Origin of the sequence: Photobacterium sp. 53610, from assembly GCF_036409375.1 — a bacterium.
Lineage (GTDB): Bacteria > Pseudomonadota > Gammaproteobacteria > Enterobacterales > Vibrionaceae > Photobacterium.
The window spans coordinates 193015-212974 of the sequence record NZ_JAXOFS010000004.1 but is presented as its reverse complement, the minus strand read 5'-3'; the positions used below and the strand labels follow the sequence as shown (position 1 = coordinate 212974).

Genomic DNA, 19960 nt, shown 5'->3' with positions numbered 1-19960 from the left:
ATTTTTATCCTGATCTTTTTATCGGCTGAGACATGGTTGTCTCAGCAAGCAGCCGATTCTAGGAGCAGGTAAAAAAACATCAAATCAGACCAGTATTTAAGTCATTGTTTTATCAATGTTGAATCTGACTGTTTGATGAAAAGATAGGCATTTTTTGCGGCGGCTGTAGAAAACAGCCGCCACAGATTCAGAGATGGTGGGATCAGATATTGGTCCAGTGCAGGGCACCTTTGAGTTTCTCTGCAATGGGCATCACGTTTTCACCTTTATTCCCAACCACAATTAAACTGGCTTCCTGCGAAGGAATCACGACACCCCGCATGTTTTTGTCTTCAAAGTTTTCCATGGCCCGGCTGGGTTTCGGTACGACAAAAACGGTGACTTTACCACTTTGACCTTCCATCACCATGTGCAGTGCATCACCACCATCAAAGCCACAGTGATTCAGGTAATAGACATGAGAAGGCAGTGTGCTGAATTTCGGACCGAAAGGCTTCAGTTTGGCATTGACCTGTTTCAGAGAAACGCCTTCATCAATCTGATCGACAAAGGGGGCTTCATTGTAAATATGCTTCAGGGCAATCTGTCCGATATCAGGCGATGAGGCCGGCATGATACGGTCACTGAACTGGCCAATAAACAGACCACACAGGAAAGCAACTGAAGCGGCAATCGCCAGATGCCGGCGAACTTTTTTCTCGGCCTGATAACCTTGACCAGACTGACGAAACAGAATGCGATCAGCCAGATCTTCCGGCACATCAACTTTCATCGCTGCGGCGAGCTTTGAATCGAGCTGCTGTAACTCGTCATGGAGCTTGCGGTTGGCAATCGACGAATTTTTCGCCGCGCACATATCCGGGCTGTTGTCACTGGGGTCAGCCAGAATTCTGCGACGAAATTCAAGATCGTCCATTATGTTGTCCCCTCCGCTCTGTTTGTTTCTCTAAAGAATCTTTCAACTGATTTCTTGCTCTGAACAGCCGGGTCATCACGGTATTTCTGTTCAGGCCAAGGATACTAGCAATTTCATCGCCGTTGAATCCAGCCATCACCTGTAAAACCAAAGGCTCGCGATATTCCGGCGACAGTTGTTGAATTAGATGCTGCAGCTGGCTCATCTCGGAGTCGCCATAACTGCTCGTGTCGGTGTCCTGAGCCGGTATCGCATGATCGTCAATGTCGACCAGATCAAGCTGTTTACGTTCGAACCGTCGGGCATTTTCCCGTCGGAGAATCGTAATCAGCCATGCCTTGGCCGCACTGTCGTCATTCAGACTATCCAGTGATCGCCATGCGCGCAGACAAGTTTCCTGGACCAGATCTTCGGCAATATGAGGATCATGGCATAACCAGTAGGCATACCTGTAAAGGTCTTTGTGCCAGGCCCTGACCAGGGCTTCGTAACGTTTTTGTTTATTCATGTCTACAGAGACCGAGGCATCTGCATTTTTCTTACGAAAAAATTGCTTCATCATGATGTTGCCTATCCGTAACCCTTAAGCCATGCGGACTCTTTGTCGCTGAAAGTGGGGAGGATTCAAGTCACTCTTTGTTGTGTTATTGATTTTCCTCAATATCTGACAGCCTGCTTCAGTTATAGTGATTCCGTTATCGGATGGTTTATCGGTAACGTCCTTTACGGACTGAGTATACCCTTCAACTACTTGCGAACGGGGTTAGCTGGTGTATCAATTGGGAATACTGGCATTTACTCTTCGCACTTTTATTGAGTCTTGCACAAACGGCTGACATTGTGAGTTTAATAACCATACCATAGCGGTGTGGTTTTTTTTTATGTCTCCCTGAATCTCCTTTATTTTTGATTGTTTTTGACGCCTCTCAACTTTTCAAACATTAATTTGAATTAAATAACAATACCGTTACAATCGGTGTGGTCTGACCTCTGGTTTGTCTTACATAATGATAAGGAGTCGCGATGACACGTCGCCAGAATCTCACTACCCAACAGGGTGAGCGCATTGCTGTCGTTACAGGATTGCGTACCCCTTTTGCCCGCCAGGCGACTGCCTTTAATGGTGTACCCGCGCTGGATATGGGCAAAATGGTGGTCAATGAAATGCTGCAAAAAATTGACTTTGACCCGGCATTGATTGAGCAGGTGGTCTTTGGCCAGGTCGTTCAAATGCCGGAAGCACCGAATATTGCCCGTGAAATTGTGCTGGGTACCGGGATGAACATTCACACAGATGCCTACAGTGTGACCCGTGCCTGTGCAACCAGCTTCCAGGCGGCCGCCAACGTGGCTGAAAGTATTCTGTCGGGCACTATTGATATCGGCATTGCGGGTGGTGCAGATTCTTCTTCGGTCCTGCCAATCGGCGTGTCTAAAAAGCTGGCCGCGACTTTGCTGGCGCTGAGCAAAGCAAAGACCATGGGTAAAAAAATGGGACTGCTGAGTAAGCTCAGTCTCAAAGATCTGATGCCGGTGCCGCCTGCAGTTGCCGAATATTCGACGGGTCTGAGCATGGGCCAGACGGCAGAGCAGATGGCGAAAACCCACGGTATCAGCCGTGAGGCGCAGGATGCGCTGGCGCACCGTTCACATACACTGGCAGCTCAGGCATGGCGTGATGGCCTGATTCAGGATGAAGTCATTACAGCTTTCCCTGAACCCTATCGTCAGTGGATTAATCAGGACAACAACATCCGGGAAGACTCGACGGTGGAAGGCTATGCCAAACTCCGTCCGGCTTTCGACCGTAAGTTCGGTTCCGTAACCGCAGCCAACAGTACGCCGCTGACTGACGGCGCAGCAGCCATTCTGCTGATGCGTGAAGGCCGGGCGAAAGAGCTAGGTCTGAAACCGCTGGGTTATATCCGCTCTTATGCGTTTTCGGCAATTGGCGTAGAGCAGGACATGCTGATGGGGCCGTCCTATGCAACGCCACTGGCTCTGGACCGCGCCGGACTGACGCTCTCAGATCTGACGCTGATCGACATGCATGAAGCGTTTGCGGCACAAACCCTGGCCAATGTGAAGATGTTTGCCTCGAAGAAGTTTGCCCAGGAGAAACTGGGTCGCAGCGAAGCGATTGGTGAAATCGACATGGACAGATTCAATGTCCTGGGCGGTTCAATTGCCTATGGTCACCCGTTTGCGGCCACTGGTGCCCGGATGATCACCCAAACTCTGCGTGAGCTGCAGCGTCGTGGCGGCGGTCTGGCTTTGAACACCGCCTGTGCGGCTGGTGGTCTGGGTGCGGCAATGATCCTGGAGGCTGAATAATGACGGATGTAACCATGACTGAACAAGAACAGAACGCATCGGAAGTCCCTGTATCTGCCTTTCGTCTGAGCTATGGCGACAACGGGATTGCCTGGCTGACGATAGATGTCCCGGGTGAAAAAATGAATACTCTGCAGGCGGCCTTTGCCGAGCAGGTCGGTGCTGTGCTGGATGAGCTGGAAAGCAAAAAATCAGAGATTAAAGGTCTGGTTGTGCACTCTGGCAAGCCGGATAACTTTGTGGCTGGTGCTGATATTCGTATGCTGGCGGCCTGTACGACGGCAAAAGAAGCTGAGCAGCTGGCAACGCAGGGGCAGCAAATGTTCCAGCGTATTGAAGACTTACCCTTTCATGTTGTCGCGGCGATTCACGGCCCTTGTCTGGGTGGTGGTCTGGAGCTGGCGCTGGCGTGTCACAGCCGGGTATGTACTGATGCCGGTGCGACGAAGCTGGGTCTGCCGGAAGTTCAGCTGGGTCTGCTGCCGGGTTCCGGCGGTACTCAGCGTCTGCCGCGTCTGATTGGCGTTGCGAATTCGCTGGATCTGATCCTGACCGGTAAGCAGCTTCGTGCGAAAAAAGCGAACAAGCTGGGCGTGGTGGATGAGTGCGTTCCGGAAAGCATTTTGCTGAAAGTGGCTGAAACACTGGCCCTGAAAGGAAAACCGACCCGCAAGCACAGTTTCCAGGACTGGGCGATGGGTGGCAACCCGGTCGGACGGTCTCTGGTGTTTGATCAGGCTCGTAAGAAAACCCGAGAGAAAACCCGCGGTAATTATCCGGCCGTGGATGCAATTCTGGATGTCATTAAATATGGCCTTCAGCACGGCATGGCGAAGGGGCTGAAAGAAGAAGCACGCCGCTTTGGTGACCTGGTGATGAGCCCGGAGTCGGCAGCACTGCGCAGTATTTTCTTTGCGACAACGGCGATGAAGAAAGAAACCGGTGTGCGTGAAGATGTTCAGCCTGCGATCGTGAAACGTGTCGCTGTGCTGGGCGGCGGCCTGATGGGCGGCGGTATCAGTCATGTGTCAGCGACCAAAGCCGGTTTGCCGGTCAAAGTGAAGGATATCTCGAACGACGGGATCCTGAATGCACTGGCCTATAACTACAAGCTGCTGGAGAAGAAACGCAAGCGTAAGATGATCAGTAAAGCCGAGCTGCAAAAGCAGATGCTGCTGATCAACGGTGGTGTCGATTATCAGGGCTTTGACAAGGTTGATGTGGTGATTGAGGCCGTGTTTGAAGATCTCAGCCTGAAACACCAGATGGTGAAAGAGGTGGAGGCGAATGCCAAGCCGGACACCATCTTTGCCACCAACACGTCATCGCTGCCGATCCACCAGATTGCGTCTGTGGCTGAGCGTCCGGAACGGGTCGTTGGTCTGCACTACTTCAGCCCGGTGGAGAAAATGCCACTGGTGGAAGTAATTCCGCATGAGGGAACATCACCGGAAACGGTCGCGACGGTTGTGAAACTGGCGAAGAAACAAGGCAAAACACCGATTGTGGTGGCAGACAAAGCCGGTTTCTACGTGAACCGAATTCTGGCCCCTTACATGAATGAAGCAGCACTGGCACTGCTGAGTGGCGAACCGGTTGAGCACATTGACAGTGCGCTGCTCGACTTCGGCTTCCCGGTCGGCCCGATTACGCTGCTGGATGAAGTCGGTGTTGATGTCGGCGCCAAGATCAGCCCGATTCTGGAAAAAGAGCTGGGAGATCGGTTCAAGAGCCCGGATGTGTTTGACATTCTGCTGAAAGACGGCCGGAAGGGCCGGAAGTCAGGCAAAGGTTTCTATCTGTATAACGGGAAGAAGAAAGGCGTCGACAAGAGCATTTATAAGCTGCTGAATCTGAATCCGGCACGAAAAGCCAGCGGTCATGATATTGCAATTCGCTGTACGCTGATGATGCTGAATGAAGCGGCCCGCTGTCTGGACGAAGGCGTGGTCCACAGTGCCCGTGACGGTGATATCGGTGCGATCTTTGGGATTGGTTTCCCGCCGTTCCAGGGAGGACCGTTCCGTTACATGGACCAGCTGGGTGCGAAGCGTGTTGTTGAGTTGCTGAATGAGCATGTAGACAAGTACGGTGATCGTTTCCGTCCTTGCGAGCGATTGCTGGAAATGGCAAAGAACGACCAGCGTTTTTACGATTAAATCGTCAGAAATCCATAAATCAAAGGCCTGCAGTTGCAGGCCTTTGTCGTTAGAGGGAGATGGAACATGACGGAAATGTCAGGGAAAACAGAATCTAAACAGTTTTGTGGTGTTTGAAGCCCTGCTGCATGGTGGCATTCAGACGAAAACGGCGATACAGAATTCGGGGTCTGATCAGATGAAGCAGCAGAATTACGGAACCAGCCACCATTAAAGGGTTGAATCCAATCCAGAGCAGGAAGCTCAGGCTGCATAAGGCAATCCCGGTCAGCAGGTACAGCATCCCGTCAAACTGGCGGGGATGAATCGCTTGCATACAGGTACGGCAGAAAAGCCGGCTGTGAATACTCTGATTTTTGGCCGTAATTTTTTCACGGCAGATCGAACAGGCGTGTGACATATCAGTTCCTGAACATTGTCCTGAGAAAAAGTGCTTATTCGACCTCATGGCTTCTTGTGTCTATCTGACACAGACTGCCAGCCAGAGGGGGATATATTTTGATTTCTTAATTTAGTTAATCGACTGAAACCAAAGAAAAATTAGCGGAATTCATAAAAATGTAACCGCGGTTCCAATTTTCAGGGCAATAGTGTGCGATGTCGGCATATCCTCTGAGCAAATTGCTCAGAGGAGATTGAAACGTCAGGGGGAAGGACAAACGGTCAGAATTAGCAGGCCGTTTGCTGAAATGCGGAGACGGAAGTGATGGATTCACCGGCTTCCAGCGGGGTCAGGTTGCTGTGTGCTTCACCCTGGGAGTAGGCAATAAGCCGGTTCGCTGTCCGGGGCTTAATGGCTTCGACCATAAATCGCACCAGCTCAGCCCGGGTTAAGGTCGCCATTTCAGCAGCGATTTTCTGGCGCTGGTCGAAATGCTCGTCTTTGTGACCGATACTGACCCAGTATCGCTGTGCCCGGGCGCGCAGATTGGTGTCCGGTTCCGACAGCTGTGCAATCAGCCCCTGTTTACTGGCCTGCCAGTGGCTTTCGTTCAGTTCGAGCAGGACCAGGGCAAAGGCATTGGTAAATTCGTCGATGGCTTCCAGCAATTGCAGCGGTCCGGCAACCGGAGACTGAATATACAGCAACAGGCCGGGATATCGGTTGAGTGGCAGGTTCGCTGTGCCCACCATATAGCCCAGTTGCTGTTCGGTGCGCAGTTCGTGGAAGAAGGTCGTCGACATCAGGTGATTGGCCAGCGTATAGACGGCAATTTCCCGGGGAGACTGTTCGCGGGACTGATGATAAATCAGGATCGCTGAATCGGCATGGCCGCAGTCGACTTCAAACCGCAGCGTGCCGCATTTCCCCAGATGTACCAGCGGGCGTTGTGCTTCGCCATACAGCTGATCGGTGACCCGGAAGGCATCTTTCAGAACTTCCGCCAGCGCTAAAGCATCATCTTTTCGCCAGTCGCCGTAAACAAAGGCATCAATATGCAGCTCGGCAAACATGGCGTCCACAAATGTTGGCAGCTCAGAAATTTCGACGGTTTCCAGTTCCTGAATCAGGGCCGGATAGGGCGGATTATTGGGCTGCAGCAGACCGGTCAGCTGATTAAACAACTGAGAGATCGGTTTATCTTCCGCGGCATTACGCCAGTTCCGCAGCATCTGCGCTTTAATACTGTTGAAACGATCGGGATGGAAAGTCCGGCCGGAGAATTTCTCCAGCAGCAATTTCAGCAGCAGTGGTTGTTTTTCACTGAAACCAGACAACTGCAACGTGACCCCGCCCTGATGGGCATAGAGGTTATAAGCCATTCCGGCAACTTCTGCCGGATAAGCAGCTTCATTGCAGGATTCCATCAGCATCTCGACACAGAGCCGGGTTTTCACGATGTTCCGGACTGAGCTGACGGCATGCGGGCTGTCAATGGCGACATAGACCTGGCCTTTGGGCACCCGGAATTCATGTTCCTGCTTGTACCACAGGCGAAATCCGGGCAGATCCTGAATCAGCTGCGGAATCTCATCCTGCTGGCTGGTCAGCGGGTGGGGATCCAGCCGCTCACACAGATACGGATTAGGCTTCGGCAGGGTCAGGGCCGGATTCTTACCCGGTTCAGCCCATGCTTTTAACTGGGCATCCGTGAAGGGTCGGACCGAGTATGGGGTGTGATACCAGTTGGCGACGCGGTCATGCTCCTGTCCTTTGGCGACCAGTGTCAGGCGCATGTTATCCGGCCGCAGCATCGACAGGACTTCTTTCAGCAGTGACTCGTCGTAGTGACTCATCATGTAATCGCCGTAGACAATATCTTCCGGCGCATAGTGCATCAGATTCATCACCAGATAGCTGACCGTATCCAGCGGACGGCTTTTTTCCTGATAACGGAAGGCCTGCTCCAGCACGGCCCGTTTCTCGCGATAGCGCCACTCGGCCAGTCCTTGCGCTGCGATTAGGTTGATGTACTGAAAAATGGTGGTCACGATGTGATCCGTCTGCTCCAGCCCTTTCGGGGTCAGATTCAGGCCAATCGTGAATTCCCGGAAATTACTGCCGCTGACACCGCCACCGGCAGCCAGGGTATTGATCAGTCCCTCGCTTTTCAGCAGGGACATCAGACTGCCCGTGCCTTCATTTCCCAGTAAATGGGCCAGATAAGACAATGGCTTGCTGCGATAGTGGACTTCCATCGCCGGGAGCGAGAACGACAGCGTCAGTTTTCTGACTTCTTTTATCGGTTCAATAGCAATAAAACGGGCATTCTCCCTGTCTGTTACCAGAGGGACAGCAATGGCCGGTTTTTCTTTACCGTCATTCGGAATTGCGCCAAAAAACTGTTCGGCAAAAGTCTGAAGTTCATCCAGTGACTGGGGTCCCAACAGGACCAGTCCCATCAGATTGGCAGAGTAGTGCTGTTGGTAGAAGGCGATTAACTCGTCGCGGACCGGTAAATCCGGGCGGTCTTCGAGGGTGCTGAGATCCCCCACGGAAAATTTGGCAAACGGGTGCTCCGGATTGATGGTTTCCTTATGCACCTGATACAGACGACGGACATCGTCTTTCAGCTTCAGTTTGTATTCGGAGTCGACGGCCTGCCGTTCTTTATCGACCGAATCGGCATTAAACAGCGGCGCGGTAAAAAATTGTCCGAAGCGTTCCAGTCCGGCTGCAAATGCGGGCGGGACGATTTCGAAAAAGTAGGTGGTGTTCTCTGTGCCTGTCCAGGCATTGTTGCTGCCGCCGTACTGGTTGACAAACGACTGAAACTCACCCGGATGGGGATATTTTTCGGTGCCGAGAAACAGCATGTGTTCCAGAAAGTGTGCCATACCCTGACGATCCAGCGGATCGTCGAAATGACCAATGCCGACTGACAGTGCCGCTGCCGACCTCGGTGCTGCCTGATCATGGACCAGCAGCACCCTGAGTTGGTTATCCAGGGTCAGATAGCGGTACTCTTTGGGATCGTTCGGACTCTTGAACACAGGAAGCGCCTATTTTTACAGGGAATTAGGCTAATTATGACGCCCAATAATGGCACTGGCAAATTCTGTCTGGCGAGTCGAATTGTTACAGGGAAATGATCCTGTGATCGCGATAGCGATTCAGCCGTCACGCTTTCGTATCGCTTAAGATTAAATGGCTACCCTGTCTGTGCCAGCCTTTGCTAGCATAGCCACAGAAACGCGCAATCGGATTGGAGACTATGCGAATTTTTATCATGCGTCACGGCGAAGCACAGCATTTTGCCCCAAGTGATGCGGAGCGGCCCCTGACCGCACAAGGGAAGTCCTACTCGCGTCAGATGGCGAAGCAACTGGCCAGTCATCTCGACGGTCAGCTGGATCTGGTCTGGGTCAGCCCTTACCTGCGTGCGCAACAGACCTGGCAGGCGATGTCAGAAGAGTTGCCGGTGCCCAAAACGCTGATGACGATTGATGATATTACCCCGTACGGTGATGCCGCGCAGGTAGCCGATTATCTGAAAGCGGTCGTTGAACTGGAAAAACCGGAAACTGTGCTGGTGGTTTCGCACCTGCCGCTGGTGGGCTATCTCAGTGCAGAACTGGTGCCGGGACTGCAACCGCTGATGTTCCGGACGTCCTCGATTGCTGCGGTCGACTTTCATTCTGAAGGTGAACCGTCCGCCTTGTTATGGCAGGAGAACCCTGTTGAGGCCGTTCAGTCGAATCATCGCTAACTTGGGTGCAGGGCGCACTTTTCAATGACCAGACTGTCCTGCCCGGATGGTTCAGGTACAATCCATCTTCAAAGAATGACTGATAATGAACTGGTTATGAAAAAGATACTTTTCGTTCTGTTAGGCAGCCTGGGACTGACTGCCTGTGCAGCCAATATGGTGAAGCCGAATATTGTGGCCAACGGGGCTATTAAATGGGCCAATGGTGTTCGCGAGGAAATGAATATTTCCAAGACGGGCAGTACCTTAACTTTCCTTTCCCCGCCAAGCATTATGGCACCGGGTGGCATTACAATCTTTTCCCGCATCGACAGTGCCCGCAACGGAAACTGCGAACATTACTACAACGAAAGTGCGATGAAAGTGCGCATGCAGATTTGTGACACCGGAGAAGTGACCCTGATTCAGGACGGTCAGGTGATTAACGTCGGTGCCCTGGTGCAGGAAGTGTATTGAAAGTGTTAGCTTAGAGCGCACTTCAGTTCAGAGTCGTCAGGCGTGAACGCCTGACACTCATCGGGCACAAGGAACAGTCAGCGTTCCGGGATCTCAATCAGCACCAGCAGCGCACCGGCACCGCCAAATTCCAGCGGCGCCTGATGGAAAGCCATCACATCCGGGTGCTGAGCCAGCCAGAGCGGTGCTTTCTGTTTCAGAATATGTTTTCCGATGCCATGCATGACGCAGGCGCAGGACACCCCGTCTTTGATACAAGCGGCGATCATTGCTGCCAGCTCGCGTTTTGCTTCCATTTGCGTCATCCCGTGCATATCCAGAAAAATATCCGGCACATAGACACCGCGCCGTAACTTTTTCACTTCATACTTGGACACATCGGAACGGGCGTACTGCATCGGACCGTGCTCGCTGAGGTGCGGTTCGAACTCGTCCGAGAAGTAAAACTCGTGGTTTTGGCTGTCTTTGACGTTCACATTGCGCTTATCGGCTTTCGGGCGCTGTCGGCGCGGGGTGATTATGGTATCATTCGACAGCTTTTTAGTGCCCTTAACTGCTTCCTGAAAGAGCGCGAAGTCGTCCTCTTCCAGAGCTGGGTCTTTTTTACTCATCATCAAATTTCCAACTACTTTATCGCGGTATTGTAGCGCCATTTGGAGGCTATTTTGGATAAGATTTTTGTCGACGAAGCCGTCAACGAACTTCACACATTGCAGGATATGCTACGTTGGACCGTCAGCCGATTCAACGATGCGGGCCTGTTTTATGGCCATGGCACAGACAATGCCTGGGATGAAGCGGTGCAGCTGGTTCTGCCGACGCTGCATCTGCCGATTGATATTCCTGCTGACGCGCGCTTCTCGCGCCTGACCAGCAGCGAACGCCGTGCCATTGTTGAGCGCGTGGTCCGTCGTGTGACTGAGCGGACACCGGTTGCCTATCTCACCAACAGCGCCTGGTTCTGCGGACTGGAGTTCTTTGTGGATGAGCGTGTACTGGTGCCGCGTTCCCCGATTGGTGAACTGATTGAAAATGGTTTTGAACCATTTCTGACCCGTGAGCCAACCCGGATCATGGATCTATGTACCGGCAGCGGCTGTATCGGCATTGCCTGTGCGTATGCGTTCCCGGAAGCGGAAGTGGATCTGGTCGACATCTCGACCGATGCACTGGCTGTGGCAGAGCAGAACATTCACGACCATGGCCTGGAACAGCAGGTGATCCCGCTGCACTCCGATCTGCTGCGTGATGTGCCGAAAGATCAGTACGACATCATTGTCTCCAACCCGCCTTATGTGGATCAGGAAGACATGGACAGCTTGCCTGAAGAGTTCCGTCATGAGCCGGAGCTGGGTCTGGCCGCAGGTTTTGATGGTCTGGATCTGGTTCGCCGTATTCTGGCTAACGCGCCGGATTATCTGGCAGAAGACGGGATTCTGATCTGCGAAGTGGGTAACTCCATGATTCACATGGAAGAGCAATACCCGCACATCCCGTTCACCTGGATTGAATTTGAAAATGGCGGTCACGGCGTTTTCATGATGACCCGTGAACAGCTGCTCGACTGCGCTGCTGACTTCGCTGAATTCAAAGACTGATACCTTCCCCCTTTCAGTTTTTCAAACAGCCAGACTGAGGTCTGGCTGTTTTTTTATCTGCCTTTTGTTTTCCCGTCGCTTCCCCGCGCAAAGTCTCAAAACAGACTGCCTCATTTCTCATGTTAAAAATTCATGACCTATAAATGCTGCACAAATATCTGGCATCCGTGACTGAAATGTCAGGGGCGGTAGCGTGTCTGCGCCTGAAAATTTCGGCATAACATAAATGGGAGGGGAAAACTGATGCAACAGAATCCATCGAAACAAACACTTGGGATCGGACTACTTCTGACCGCGATTTTTATGACGGTGTCAGGTTCAGCGTTGTCCTCAGTCGAAGGGAATGTCACAAAACTCATCATCAATGATGGGAAACAAGACCAGTTGGTTCTGACTGGGGATGAGCAGGTAAAATTACCTGAAGCAGCAGCAAAAAAAGGAAAAACTGCGCAGAAAGATCAACCTCATGTTGAATCAAGTTACGCTGATAAGAATAAAAGTAAGGTGGAAAAGAATGACAGTCCCTCTGTGCCGTGAGTAACGGAACATAAACGGACTGAAAAATATGGATGCAGCATGAAAAGGAGAATTCGGTGTTTCTGTCATTATTAGTCGTGACTTTTGTGATTGCTGTTTGTGTTTGTTTTATTGTCTCGAAACTGTTCAGTCAGCCAATTGATGTCATTTTAGAAAGGCTGGTGGCGAGTGATATTGCATTTGCCTGGACCAAATATCTGAAATTCGCCATTTATGTGGTGGGTATTTCTGGTGGTGTGAGAATTTACAGCCTGGAAGAATTTTTACGCGCACCGAGTGAAAACTTCACGCCACCTGTGTTAACGACGGAACGCTGGGTGCTGGAAATTTACCGGACGATTATAGAGTCGCTGCAATCTATCGCCTGGATGTTACTGGTGTTCTTTATTTTTGCACTGATTGCCTATGTCATCGTCAGGGTATTTGAGCTGCGCGCACGCAAGAACGATCCATAAACTCCAGTCAGCTCGCTGGTCTATGCTTACGAGACCTGCTTACGCGGCTTATTTTTGATGTCCGCTTTCGTCAGGCATTTCAGAATCAGTGAGATGGGCTGTATATGCGCCATGACAGTGATGAAAAACTCTCTGAGGAGCACCGCCCGGAAGCGATCAGAGAAAAGCTCAGCAGACCCGCGAAGGAAAACGTTGCTTCGGACGTTGTGCTCGGCGGTATTGACGGGTGTGTGACAACTTTTGCTGTGGTGTCCGGTGTCGTCGGCGCCGGTTTTTCTCCTGTGGTTGCGCTGGTCCTGGGATTTGCCAATCTGATCGCCGATGGTTTCAGTATGGCGGTCAGTAACTATGAGTCGATTAAGACGCATGGCGAATTTATTCAGAGTATCCGGGATACTGAGCAGGAACATATTCAGAAGATACCTGAGGGAGAGCGGGAAGAGATTCGTCAGATCTTCCAAAATAAAGGTTTCACGGGTGAAACGCTCGAAAAGATAGTAGACACCATCAGCGCCGATCAGCAGTTATGGATTGATACCATGCTGATTGAAGAGCATGGGGTACAAAAAACGAACCGGAATCCGGTGAAAGCAGCCATGGCTACCTTTACTTCCTTTGTCCTTGTTGGCTCTGTCCCGCTGATTCCATTCATGATTCCTGGACTGGAACCGAATCTGCAGTTTGCATTCAGTGCGTGTCTCGCTGCACTCATGTTCTTTTCAATTGGCGCTTTAAAGAGCCGACTGTTCGATAAACCTGTTTTCCGCTCAGGAATCAGCACACTCTTCACTGGCGGAACGGCTGCAGTGCTGGCCTTTTTGGTTGGCTTTGTACTCAGGGAAATTTTTGGTATTTCGGTGTTATAGGCTGAATGGCTTTATCCGCGAAAGTTGAAAAGTGAAAGACACATTTTAAAAATAAAATATTGAGGCAGCCATCTGATTCTTTTAACGTACCCGTCCGGTATTGATAAATCATCATTTTTAAACCTGTCAATAATACATTTATCAAAAGGAAAGGATAAAGATGGCAAATAAAATTTTGGTTGGTCCTTTATTAGGGCTGGAGTCCGAATCGCTCTACACTTTTTGTTTATTAACTGACAGGTCTGTGAGTTCAGTCAAGGTGATGACAGACGCTGGCGAACTCGTTGCAAATGCTGTCGGTGATACTCCTCGGGGGAAATTTTGGCGAGCAGAAGGGAGCTTCGCTGCCAAACCGCTTTACCAAAAAATTACTTATCAGGTGAAACTGGATAATGAGATTGCGGCGGATGGACAGGCGCGTGATGCCTGGACTTTTTATGTACCGGGACAGAATGAAAAACCATTGCTGGCTTATGCTTCATGTAACGGTTTTTCGACATTCGACCTCCGAAATAAGACCGATGATCCTTACCGGTTGTGGCGGGAGATGGCTCAATCTCATGCCAGAATTCCCTATTCATTATTGCTGATGGGCGGAGATCAGCTTTACGCGGATTCTGTCTGGAATGATGTGACAACACTGAAAAAGTGGGGAGAACTGTCACGGAAAAGAAAAGTCGCACAAGCGGCGTCTAAAGAAATGCTTGGGCAGCTGGAGCGATTTTATGAGCGTATTTACAGGGAGCGCTGGGCGGATCCTGATATGTCATTGATGCTGGCGTCAGTCCCTTCGGTCATGATGTGGGATGATCATGATATCTTTGACGGGTGGGGAAGCTATCCGAAGGATTTGCATGAATGTGATGTTTACCAGGCAATATTTGGTGTTGCACGGCGATACTTTGAATTATTTCAAATGCGTACGAAAGCGAACCACAGTTTATTAAACCCGTCTGCTGAACATTATGGATTCGCTTTTACATTCAGGGGATATCACATTTTAGCGTTGGATAACCGCGCCGAACGGACGCTGACGCAGGTGATGAGCGAACAACAATGGTCAGATATTAATACTTACCTGTCGAAGACTGTGCAGGGTGGAGATCTGCTCGTCTTATCGGCTGTACCGGTCATCTATCGTGATTTTTCATTCACGGAATCGGTGTTTGACACGACGCCCTGGTCAGAAGAACTTACGGATGATCTCAAGGATCACTGGCGTGCCAAAGAACACCAGGGAGAACGTGCCAGGTTAATCATGCGACTGCTGGATAATACCAAAGCGCGGCAGCAACATGGTAAATACCGGACCCTATTGCTCTCTGGCGATGTACATCTGGGATGCCTTGGCGTGATTAACGACAACAGAGCCGGTGCGAATGTGAAGATCCATCAAGTCGTCTCATCCGGTATTGTTCATCCTGCCCCGAGTCGTATTGCGTGGATTGGCATCATGGCAGTCACCAATGACGATGACGAATTTCTCAATGAAGAACATACGATTCGTATTTCTATGCTCAAACCGTTCAGCTCGGATAAATACATTCGGTCCAGAAATTATGTCAGCCTGAAAGAAGGGACGGATGAAAAATTATGGGTCAACTGGCTCTGTGAGCAAAAAGATCATCCAGCTTATCCGTTGGAATCGTAAAAACGACAGGATATGAATCACACTGTTTTTCGCACTCAGGCAGCATGACCCGAGGAGGCAATTGCGATGAATCCGAATCAGACCAACGTCCGGACAGGTTATGCGCCGGTTAATGATCTCCAGATGTATTTTGAGATTCATGGTTCACCTCATACGGCACAACCGCCAATGGTTTTGCTGCACGGTGGCGGAGATACGATTCAGACATCTTTTGGCGATATTCTGCCCCTGATCGCGCGCGAACGGCAGGTGATAGCGTTTGAGCAACAGGGATATGGCCGTACGGCAGACATTGCTGAGCGGCCATTCACTTTTGAGCAGTCTGCCGATGATACGGCTGCGCTTTTGGATTACCTGCACATCGACAAAGCTGATCTCTTTGGTTTCAGTAATGGCGGTACCATTGCCATGCAGGTGGCGATCCGGCATTCGAAGCGGGTGAGCCGGCTAATTTTAGCGTCGGCACTGTTTCAGCGCGACGGCGCTTACCCATGGCTCTGGAAAGCGATGAAGCATGCCCGGCTCGAGAACATGCCTCAGGAATTACAGGATGCCTATCTTCAGGTGGCGCCACATCCGGAGAATCTGCGCATGTTTCACGATAAGGCTGCCGGGCGGATGGTTGAATTTAAAGACATTTCTAAGGACACGATTCGCAGCGTGACGGTTCCTGCGCTGATTCTTGTTGGCGATGCAGATGTTATACGTCCTGAACATGCGGTTGAAATATCCCGTTTGCTTCGGTACGCACAACTTGCTGTGCTGCCGGGGACGGACCACATGAAAGTCATGACCCGGATTGACTGGCTGGTGCCGATGGTGGATGAATTTCTTGAGAAAACGATAACAATGTGACATCTGCGATTCGGGTGACAGCGGTATTTCAGCTTAGCCCTCGATGAATGCCCGCACAAAGGAGACGTGAAATGAACAGCTTGATCCTGACAACGTTTGATTGGGTGCCAGAAACGCCGCGCGGATATGTTCGTGATCTTCGGGTGCGCTGGGCGCTGGAAGAGGCCGGATTGCCCTATTGTGTTCGGGGGACATCCTTCCGTGAACGCAGTACTGAGCATTTTGGGTATCAGCCTTTCGGGCAGGTTCCCTGGTTGACTGACGGAGATATCTCGGTCTTCGAAACCGGGGCAATTCTGCTTTATCTTGGCGAGCGCAGTCAGGCACTGATGCCTGCCGATGCGCGCAGTCGCATTGAAGTGATGTCCTGGCTGTTTGCGGCGCTGAACTCTGTCGAGATGGCAGTTTTACCCTGGTCCATTTTTATGTTTACGGGAGATACCGAAACGACACCGGGACGGAAAAGTCTCGACAATTTTCTCGTGTCCCGGCTCAGTCATCTGGAAGAGGTTCTGGCAAAGCGGGAATGGCTCACCGCAAATTTTTCTGTCGCAGATATTGCCATGGCGGACGTATTGAGACTGGTCGATCGGTTCGGCGGGCTGACGGATTATCCTGCTTGTAAGGCCTACGTTTTCCGAGCAACCTCTCGTCCTGCTTTTTTGACAGCTTACGCGGATCAAATGGCATTTTTCGCTGCGGCTGACTGAATAGATGTCGTTCCCGTCTGGCAGTTTCAGGGGATCGTTTTTTCTGGGTACCCAGGTACGGTTTCTCCTTTTCCTTTCTTCTTTTTCCTTAACTCCCGAAAACTTCATCAGAACGATGCTTTTCCTCATCCCCTAAGTTTTAACCCATCCCAGAATGATTCAAAAGACCAATGAATATAACGTTCAGATTAAATCGGTTGTTCACTCTTGGTATGGAGATCGAATAAAAAAAACTTTGAGGTCAGTGAGTCATTTGAAATAAGTAAATTCAGTTATGCTCGTGCTGACTCAGAAATTTAGTGCATGCGCCGTTTTTTTGGAGGAGGGGAGTGCTGTCAGATGGATGACGAGCTTGCCTTTTCTGTGATCGGATTGAGCGCATCAGTGACAAAAAGAAATAAGCCGGAACAAAGCATGAATCATTTTTTTCACTCGAATATTGAAACCGAAAGCGGGAAGCCAGGACTCATTTATATCGATCCGGAGCAAGGGGCTCCACGTATTTATTCAGTTCTTCCGAAAGAGAATGAACCGGGATTGAGTCTGAATTGGGCGACGGCCCTGATGAAAGCCAAAGGCATGACGACACTGACCGATTATTTCAGTGCTGAGCCCGGGTACGAACACTGCCGTATTGCCTGCGATCTCAATGGCTGTTTATATCTGCTGGATGAGAAGCATCAGAAGGCAGAATTCATTCATCACTATGGCATCGATTATACCCAGGCGGTGATGTTGTCTGACGGGCGAACACTGGCTGTGATGTATGAATCCAAAGCGACATACAGCTTTCGTGTTGAACTGTGGCAATTTGTGGACGCTCAATTGTGTCGTTCTGCTCCGATTGAACTGGATTGGGGGACTGACGACGATGATAAGGATGAAGCAGAGGAAGTCTATCCGGAACCCGCTTACGATATTCGTTTTGATGACCAGCTTTTCGCAGGGCCGGATAACAGTCTGATTCTTTATGCCTGCCGTGATTCCTGGTTTTCCGATCAAATAAATCGCCCGCTGCAATACCTGATGCGCATTGATCTGGATGTGTCGTGCCGGAAAGCCAGTATTCGTACCCAGCAGCTCGAAATATCGCCGAAGAAATGGCAAGCCGAGCACACCACGATTGCAATTGATAAAAAACGAGGCCTGCTGGCGATGCCCAGCACGATAATTCAGGCGGATGATCTCCAGAATGCTGGGCAGCAGAACTATCTGCACGCTGTGAACCTCATTGATTTAAACCGGATGCAACGGGCTGGTGAACCGCGATTGCCTGTTCAGGAACTCACGGTCCGGGTACCGGTGCGCGTCTTTACACAGGCAGAGCTGGGTGAGCGAATTCAGCCTGATAATCATCGTCAGGTGTCTCAATTTATCAACCGGATGTCCGGCTTACAGATGAGTGAGTCGGAAGATGCGCTCTGGATTTGCTGGCAGGATGGTGCCGTCCGTAAAGTGGCACTGGACGGCCAATGGCGTTCGCCCATTCTGGCCGTCGCGGATCAAGACAATCCGGAGCGGATCCGACAATCGGGCGGTGGAGACTATTTGCTTCGTCCGCCTGTGTCTGCATCGCACCCTCAGATACTGATAGGGAGCTGGCATTCTCTGCATACGCTGAACCTGACGACAGAACAGCTGGTCGCTTTATCTCTGGAAAGTCCGGGGGCTGCGCTGGAAACATGGTCTGCCGTACAGGAAGAAAAATGTTATTGGGGTGAAGACTGGTCCCGGCCTGAAAATCAAAATGATGACCAAAAATATCAACTGACGATGCTGGGGAAACAAAAGGTATGGGTTTCAGATTTTCAATCTGAGCAAGCGCTGGGGACGGCGCTGCACCGATTGTCTCTGAAATGTACTGAAATAGAAACATTGTGCACCGGCAATTATCTGATGTTTGCGTTTACGGATGGTCACACGGTCTGGGACGAAGCAAAGTTCTTCAGCACCGTGATTCAGCTCCCCAATGTTTCCAGCGCAGAATGGATGGCAGATATCCTGAACAGCTTTATTGGTTACGATGGGTCGGATTACTGTTTTAGTGAAAATGATAAGCCTGCGCTCGCGGACTGTGCGCTGCATCTGGGGTTATCCGACAGTCGCTGGCTGCCGCTCATCAGCCGCTATCTGAATGCGATTGACCCCGATCATGAAGCGTTTTTCGCTGGGGAAGGGGTGGACATACTTGCATCACGCCATGGCAACAGTCCTGAATGGGAAAGCTTTTATCAGTCTTTACCAGACACAATGGCTTACCATGAAGACGATGATGATTATTTCGATCATGATGACATTGATGGAGCAGATGCGGATGAAGACAGTGAGGTCTGTCATCGTTCCGATGAAGCGATTCTCGCCAGCATTCCTGCTGAGTTGCTGGCGCAACTCGCCGAGAAAAAACAAGTGGCTAAAGCAGCCTATCAGCAGTTGTTAGACAGAATTGAGCAGGCCGAAACGCAAGCGCAAATTGGAGTATTGCTGGACGAGTGGTTGCACGAAAGCCATAACGCAGAGATAGATCCGGAGATTGCCAGCTTTATTTACTGGTATCGGTTTGAGGAATGGTTTAAGACGAAAGAACACAAAGCACTGGAAGCTGAGATTGAAAGCTATTTTTCAGACCCGATGGACAGTTTTGTGATGTCGTTGAGTGATGATGACGATATCGATTTCGATCTGGATACTTATCTCGATGCCCTTTTTGAAAAAGCGGAGGCGCTGCAATGCTGGGAATTGCTGGCGCGTTATTTAAGACAGCAAATTCAATGGATCAAAGAAATCAATCATGGGGACGCCTTGTATGCAGAAGAACTGCCTTATGGCAACTATGCTGCGGAAGCCTTGTTGCGTCATGACGTAACAAGGTATGGCGCGCTGTATGTGGAGTTTCTCTCCACATTCCAATACTCTGTCCCGGAAGAAACCGTGGGGGAATTTCTGCGCGAGATCATCCCTGAACTGGGGATCACAACAGAGACTTACCCAATCATCCTGGCTCGCCTGACCTTCGCAGCAGACCAGCATGGCCGGGAAGATTTTGCCGACTGGTGTGAGACGCTGTCGATCCGCGACTGGTTATATGAGCACAATCTGGTTGAGTCGTTTGTGGCCGCTGTTCGGGCACATGTCGAGCGGTATCATCATGACGAAGATGATGTGAAAGAAAGTGTGGATGAGATTCGGGAAATGCTGCAACTCGAATCATAACGGAATAGTAAAGGCCGTATTTGAAGCATTGAGTTCCGATGGTGGTTACTGAAATATGAATA

Annotated in this window: 17 protein-coding genes; 12 read left to right on the top strand and 5 right to left on the bottom strand. The window is 50.7% G+C overall.

Going from position 1 to position 19960, the window contains the following annotated elements; translation table 11 throughout:
• Positions 1 to 202: 202 nt before the first annotated feature.
• Positions 203 to 916: a DUF3379 domain-containing protein gene (locus SPK40_RS13120; RefSeq protein WP_330960748.1), complete on the bottom strand. Its 714-nt coding sequence runs from the start codon at positions 914 to 916 to the stop codon at positions 203 to 205.
• Positions 903 to 1478, bottom strand: a complete 576-nt coding sequence (locus SPK40_RS13115; protein ID WP_248143665.1) for a sigma-70 family RNA polymerase sigma factor — start codon at positions 1476 to 1478, stop codon at positions 903 to 905. The genes SPK40_RS13120 and SPK40_RS13115 overlap by 14 nt, the downstream gene beginning before the upstream one ends.
• A 461-nt stretch (positions 1479 to 1939) precedes the next feature.
• On the opposite strand from SPK40_RS13115, the gene fadI reads away from it, so the two are divergent.
• Positions 1940 to 3250, top strand: a complete 1311-nt coding sequence (gene fadI / locus SPK40_RS13110; protein WP_248143666.1) for an acetyl-CoA C-acyltransferase FadI — start codon at positions 1940 to 1942, stop codon at positions 3248 to 3250.
• Between the two features lie 14 nt (positions 3251 to 3264).
• A complete protein-coding gene (fadJ, locus tag SPK40_RS13105; protein WP_330960747.1) occupies positions 3265 to 5409 on the top strand; it encodes a fatty acid oxidation complex subunit alpha FadJ in 2145 nt (714 codons plus the stop codon).
• A 94-nt stretch (positions 5410 to 5503) separates the two neighbouring features.
• Here fadJ and SPK40_RS13100 read toward each other — a convergent pair whose 3' ends face one another.
• Positions 5504 to 5809, bottom strand: coding sequence for a hypothetical protein (locus tag SPK40_RS13100; RefSeq protein WP_036748566.1), 306 nt, complete (start codon positions 5807 to 5809; stop codon positions 5504 to 5506).
• A gap of 269 nt (positions 5810 to 6078) precedes the next feature.
• Positions 6079 to 8844, bottom strand: coding sequence for an insulinase family protein (locus SPK40_RS13095; protein ID WP_330960746.1), 2766 nt, complete (start codon positions 8842 to 8844; stop codon positions 6079 to 6081).
• A 221-nt stretch (positions 8845 to 9065) separates the two neighbouring features.
• Here SPK40_RS13095 and sixA point away from each other — a divergent pair, with 221 nt between their 5' ends.
• Together sixA and SPK40_RS13085 are read left to right on the top strand one after the other, a co-directional pair.
• Positions 9066 to 9560 (top strand): phosphohistidine phosphatase SixA, encoded by a 495-nt coding sequence (gene sixA, locus SPK40_RS13090; protein WP_248143669.1) that lies wholly within the window; start codon positions 9066 to 9068, stop codon positions 9558 to 9560.
• Between the two features lie 96 nt (positions 9561 to 9656).
• Positions 9657 to 10016, top strand: coding sequence for a hypothetical protein (locus tag SPK40_RS13085; RefSeq protein WP_248143670.1), 360 nt, complete (start codon positions 9657 to 9659; stop codon positions 10014 to 10016).
• A 77-nt stretch (positions 10017 to 10093) separates the two neighbouring features.
• On the opposite strand, the gene smrB is transcribed toward SPK40_RS13085, so the two are convergent.
• The gene (gene smrB / locus SPK40_RS13080) at positions 10094 to 10627 is read right to left on the bottom strand and encodes an endonuclease SmrB (protein ID WP_248143841.1); all 534 of its coding nucleotides are present in this window, start codon (positions 10625 to 10627) and stop codon (positions 10094 to 10096) included.
• A 54-nt stretch (positions 10628 to 10681) separates the two neighbouring features.
• Here smrB and prmB point away from each other — a divergent pair, with 54 nt between their 5' ends.
• From prmB to SPK40_RS13040, 8 genes are all read left to right on the top strand, one after another.
• A complete protein-coding gene (prmB, locus tag SPK40_RS13075; RefSeq protein ID WP_248143672.1) occupies positions 10682 to 11614 on the top strand; it encodes a 50S ribosomal protein L3 N(5)-glutamine methyltransferase in 933 nt (310 codons plus the stop codon).
• A 243-nt stretch (positions 11615 to 11857) separates the two neighbouring features.
• Positions 11858 to 12151 carry a hypothetical protein gene (locus tag SPK40_RS13070; protein ID WP_248143674.1) on the top strand — a complete coding sequence of 98 codons (294 nt, stop codon included), beginning with the start codon at positions 11858 to 11860 and terminating at the stop codon, positions 12149 to 12151.
• Positions 12152 to 12207: 56 nt separating this feature from the next.
• Positions 12208 to 12606 carry a hypothetical protein gene (locus SPK40_RS13065; RefSeq protein WP_248143675.1) on the top strand — a complete coding sequence of 133 codons (399 nt, stop codon included), beginning with the start codon at positions 12208 to 12210 and terminating at the stop codon, positions 12604 to 12606.
• A 104-nt stretch (positions 12607 to 12710) separates the two neighbouring features.
• The gene (locus SPK40_RS13060) at positions 12711 to 13472 is read left to right on the top strand and encodes a VIT1/CCC1 transporter family protein (RefSeq protein ID WP_330960745.1); all 762 of its coding nucleotides are present in this window, start codon (positions 12711 to 12713) and stop codon (positions 13470 to 13472) included.
• Positions 13473 to 13632: 160 nt separating this feature from the next.
• A complete protein-coding gene (locus SPK40_RS13055; protein WP_330960744.1) occupies positions 13633 to 15123 on the top strand; it encodes an alkaline phosphatase D family protein in 1491 nt (496 codons plus the stop codon).
• Positions 15124 to 15189: 66 nt separating this feature from the next.
• Positions 15190 to 15978 carry an alpha/beta fold hydrolase gene (locus SPK40_RS13050; RefSeq protein WP_330960743.1) on the top strand — a complete coding sequence of 263 codons (789 nt, stop codon included), beginning with the start codon at positions 15190 to 15192 and terminating at the stop codon, positions 15976 to 15978.
• A 71-nt stretch (positions 15979 to 16049) separates the two neighbouring features.
• Positions 16050 to 16688 carry a glutathione S-transferase family protein gene (locus tag SPK40_RS13045; protein WP_330960742.1) on the top strand — a complete coding sequence of 213 codons (639 nt, stop codon included), beginning with the start codon at positions 16050 to 16052 and terminating at the stop codon, positions 16686 to 16688.
• A gap of 414 nt (positions 16689 to 17102) precedes the next feature.
• Entirely contained in the window at positions 17103 to 19898 is a 2796-nt protein-coding gene (locus SPK40_RS13040) for a hypothetical protein (protein ID WP_330960741.1), read from the top strand.
• Positions 19899 to 19960: the final 62 nt, after the last annotated feature.

Excerpts from the sequence above, each read along its gene's own strand:
- SPK40_RS13085 (WP_248143670.1), top strand. The coding sequence starts at position 9,657 with ATGAAAAAGATACTTTTCGTTCTGTTAGGCAGCCTGGGACTGACTGCC.
- fadJ (WP_330960747.1), top strand. The coding sequence starts at position 3,265 with ATGACTGAACAAGAACAGAACGCATCGGAAGTCCCTGTATCTGCCTTT.
- fadI (WP_248143666.1), top strand. The coding sequence starts at position 1,940 with ATGACACGTCGCCAGAATCTCACTACCCAACAGGGTGAGCGCATTGCT.
- SPK40_RS13115 (WP_248143665.1), bottom strand. The coding sequence starts at position 1,478 with ATGATGAAGCAATTTTTTCGTAAGAAAAATGCAGATGCCTCGGTCTCT.
- smrB (WP_248143841.1), bottom strand. The coding sequence starts at position 10,627 with ATGAGTAAAAAAGACCCAGCTCTGGAAGAGGACGACTTCGCGCTCTTT.
- SPK40_RS13050 (WP_330960743.1), top strand. The coding sequence starts at position 15,190 with ATGAATCCGAATCAGACCAACGTCCGGACAGGTTATGCGCCGGTTAAT.
- SPK40_RS13040 (WP_330960741.1), top strand. The coding sequence starts at position 17,103 with ATGAATCATTTTTTTCACTCGAATATTGAAACCGAAAGCGGGAAGCCA.
- SPK40_RS13055 (WP_330960744.1), top strand. The coding sequence starts at position 13,633 with ATGGCAAATAAAATTTTGGTTGGTCCTTTATTAGGGCTGGAGTCCGAA.
- SPK40_RS13045 (WP_330960742.1), top strand. The coding sequence starts at position 16,050 with ATGAACAGCTTGATCCTGACAACGTTTGATTGGGTGCCAGAAACGCCG.
- SPK40_RS13060 (WP_330960745.1), top strand. The coding sequence starts at position 12,711 with ATGCGCCATGACAGTGATGAAAAACTCTCTGAGGAGCACCGCCCGGAA.
- sixA (WP_248143669.1), top strand. The coding sequence starts at position 9,066 with ATGCGAATTTTTATCATGCGTCACGGCGAAGCACAGCATTTTGCCCCA.
- SPK40_RS13100 (WP_036748566.1), bottom strand. The coding sequence starts at position 5,809 with ATGTCACACGCCTGTTCGATCTGCCGTGAAAAAATTACGGCCAAAAAT.
- SPK40_RS13070 (WP_248143674.1), top strand. The coding sequence starts at position 11,858 with ATGCAACAGAATCCATCGAAACAAACACTTGGGATCGGACTACTTCTG.
- SPK40_RS13120 (WP_330960748.1), bottom strand. The coding sequence starts at position 916 with ATGGACGATCTTGAATTTCGTCGCAGAATTCTGGCTGACCCCAGTGAC.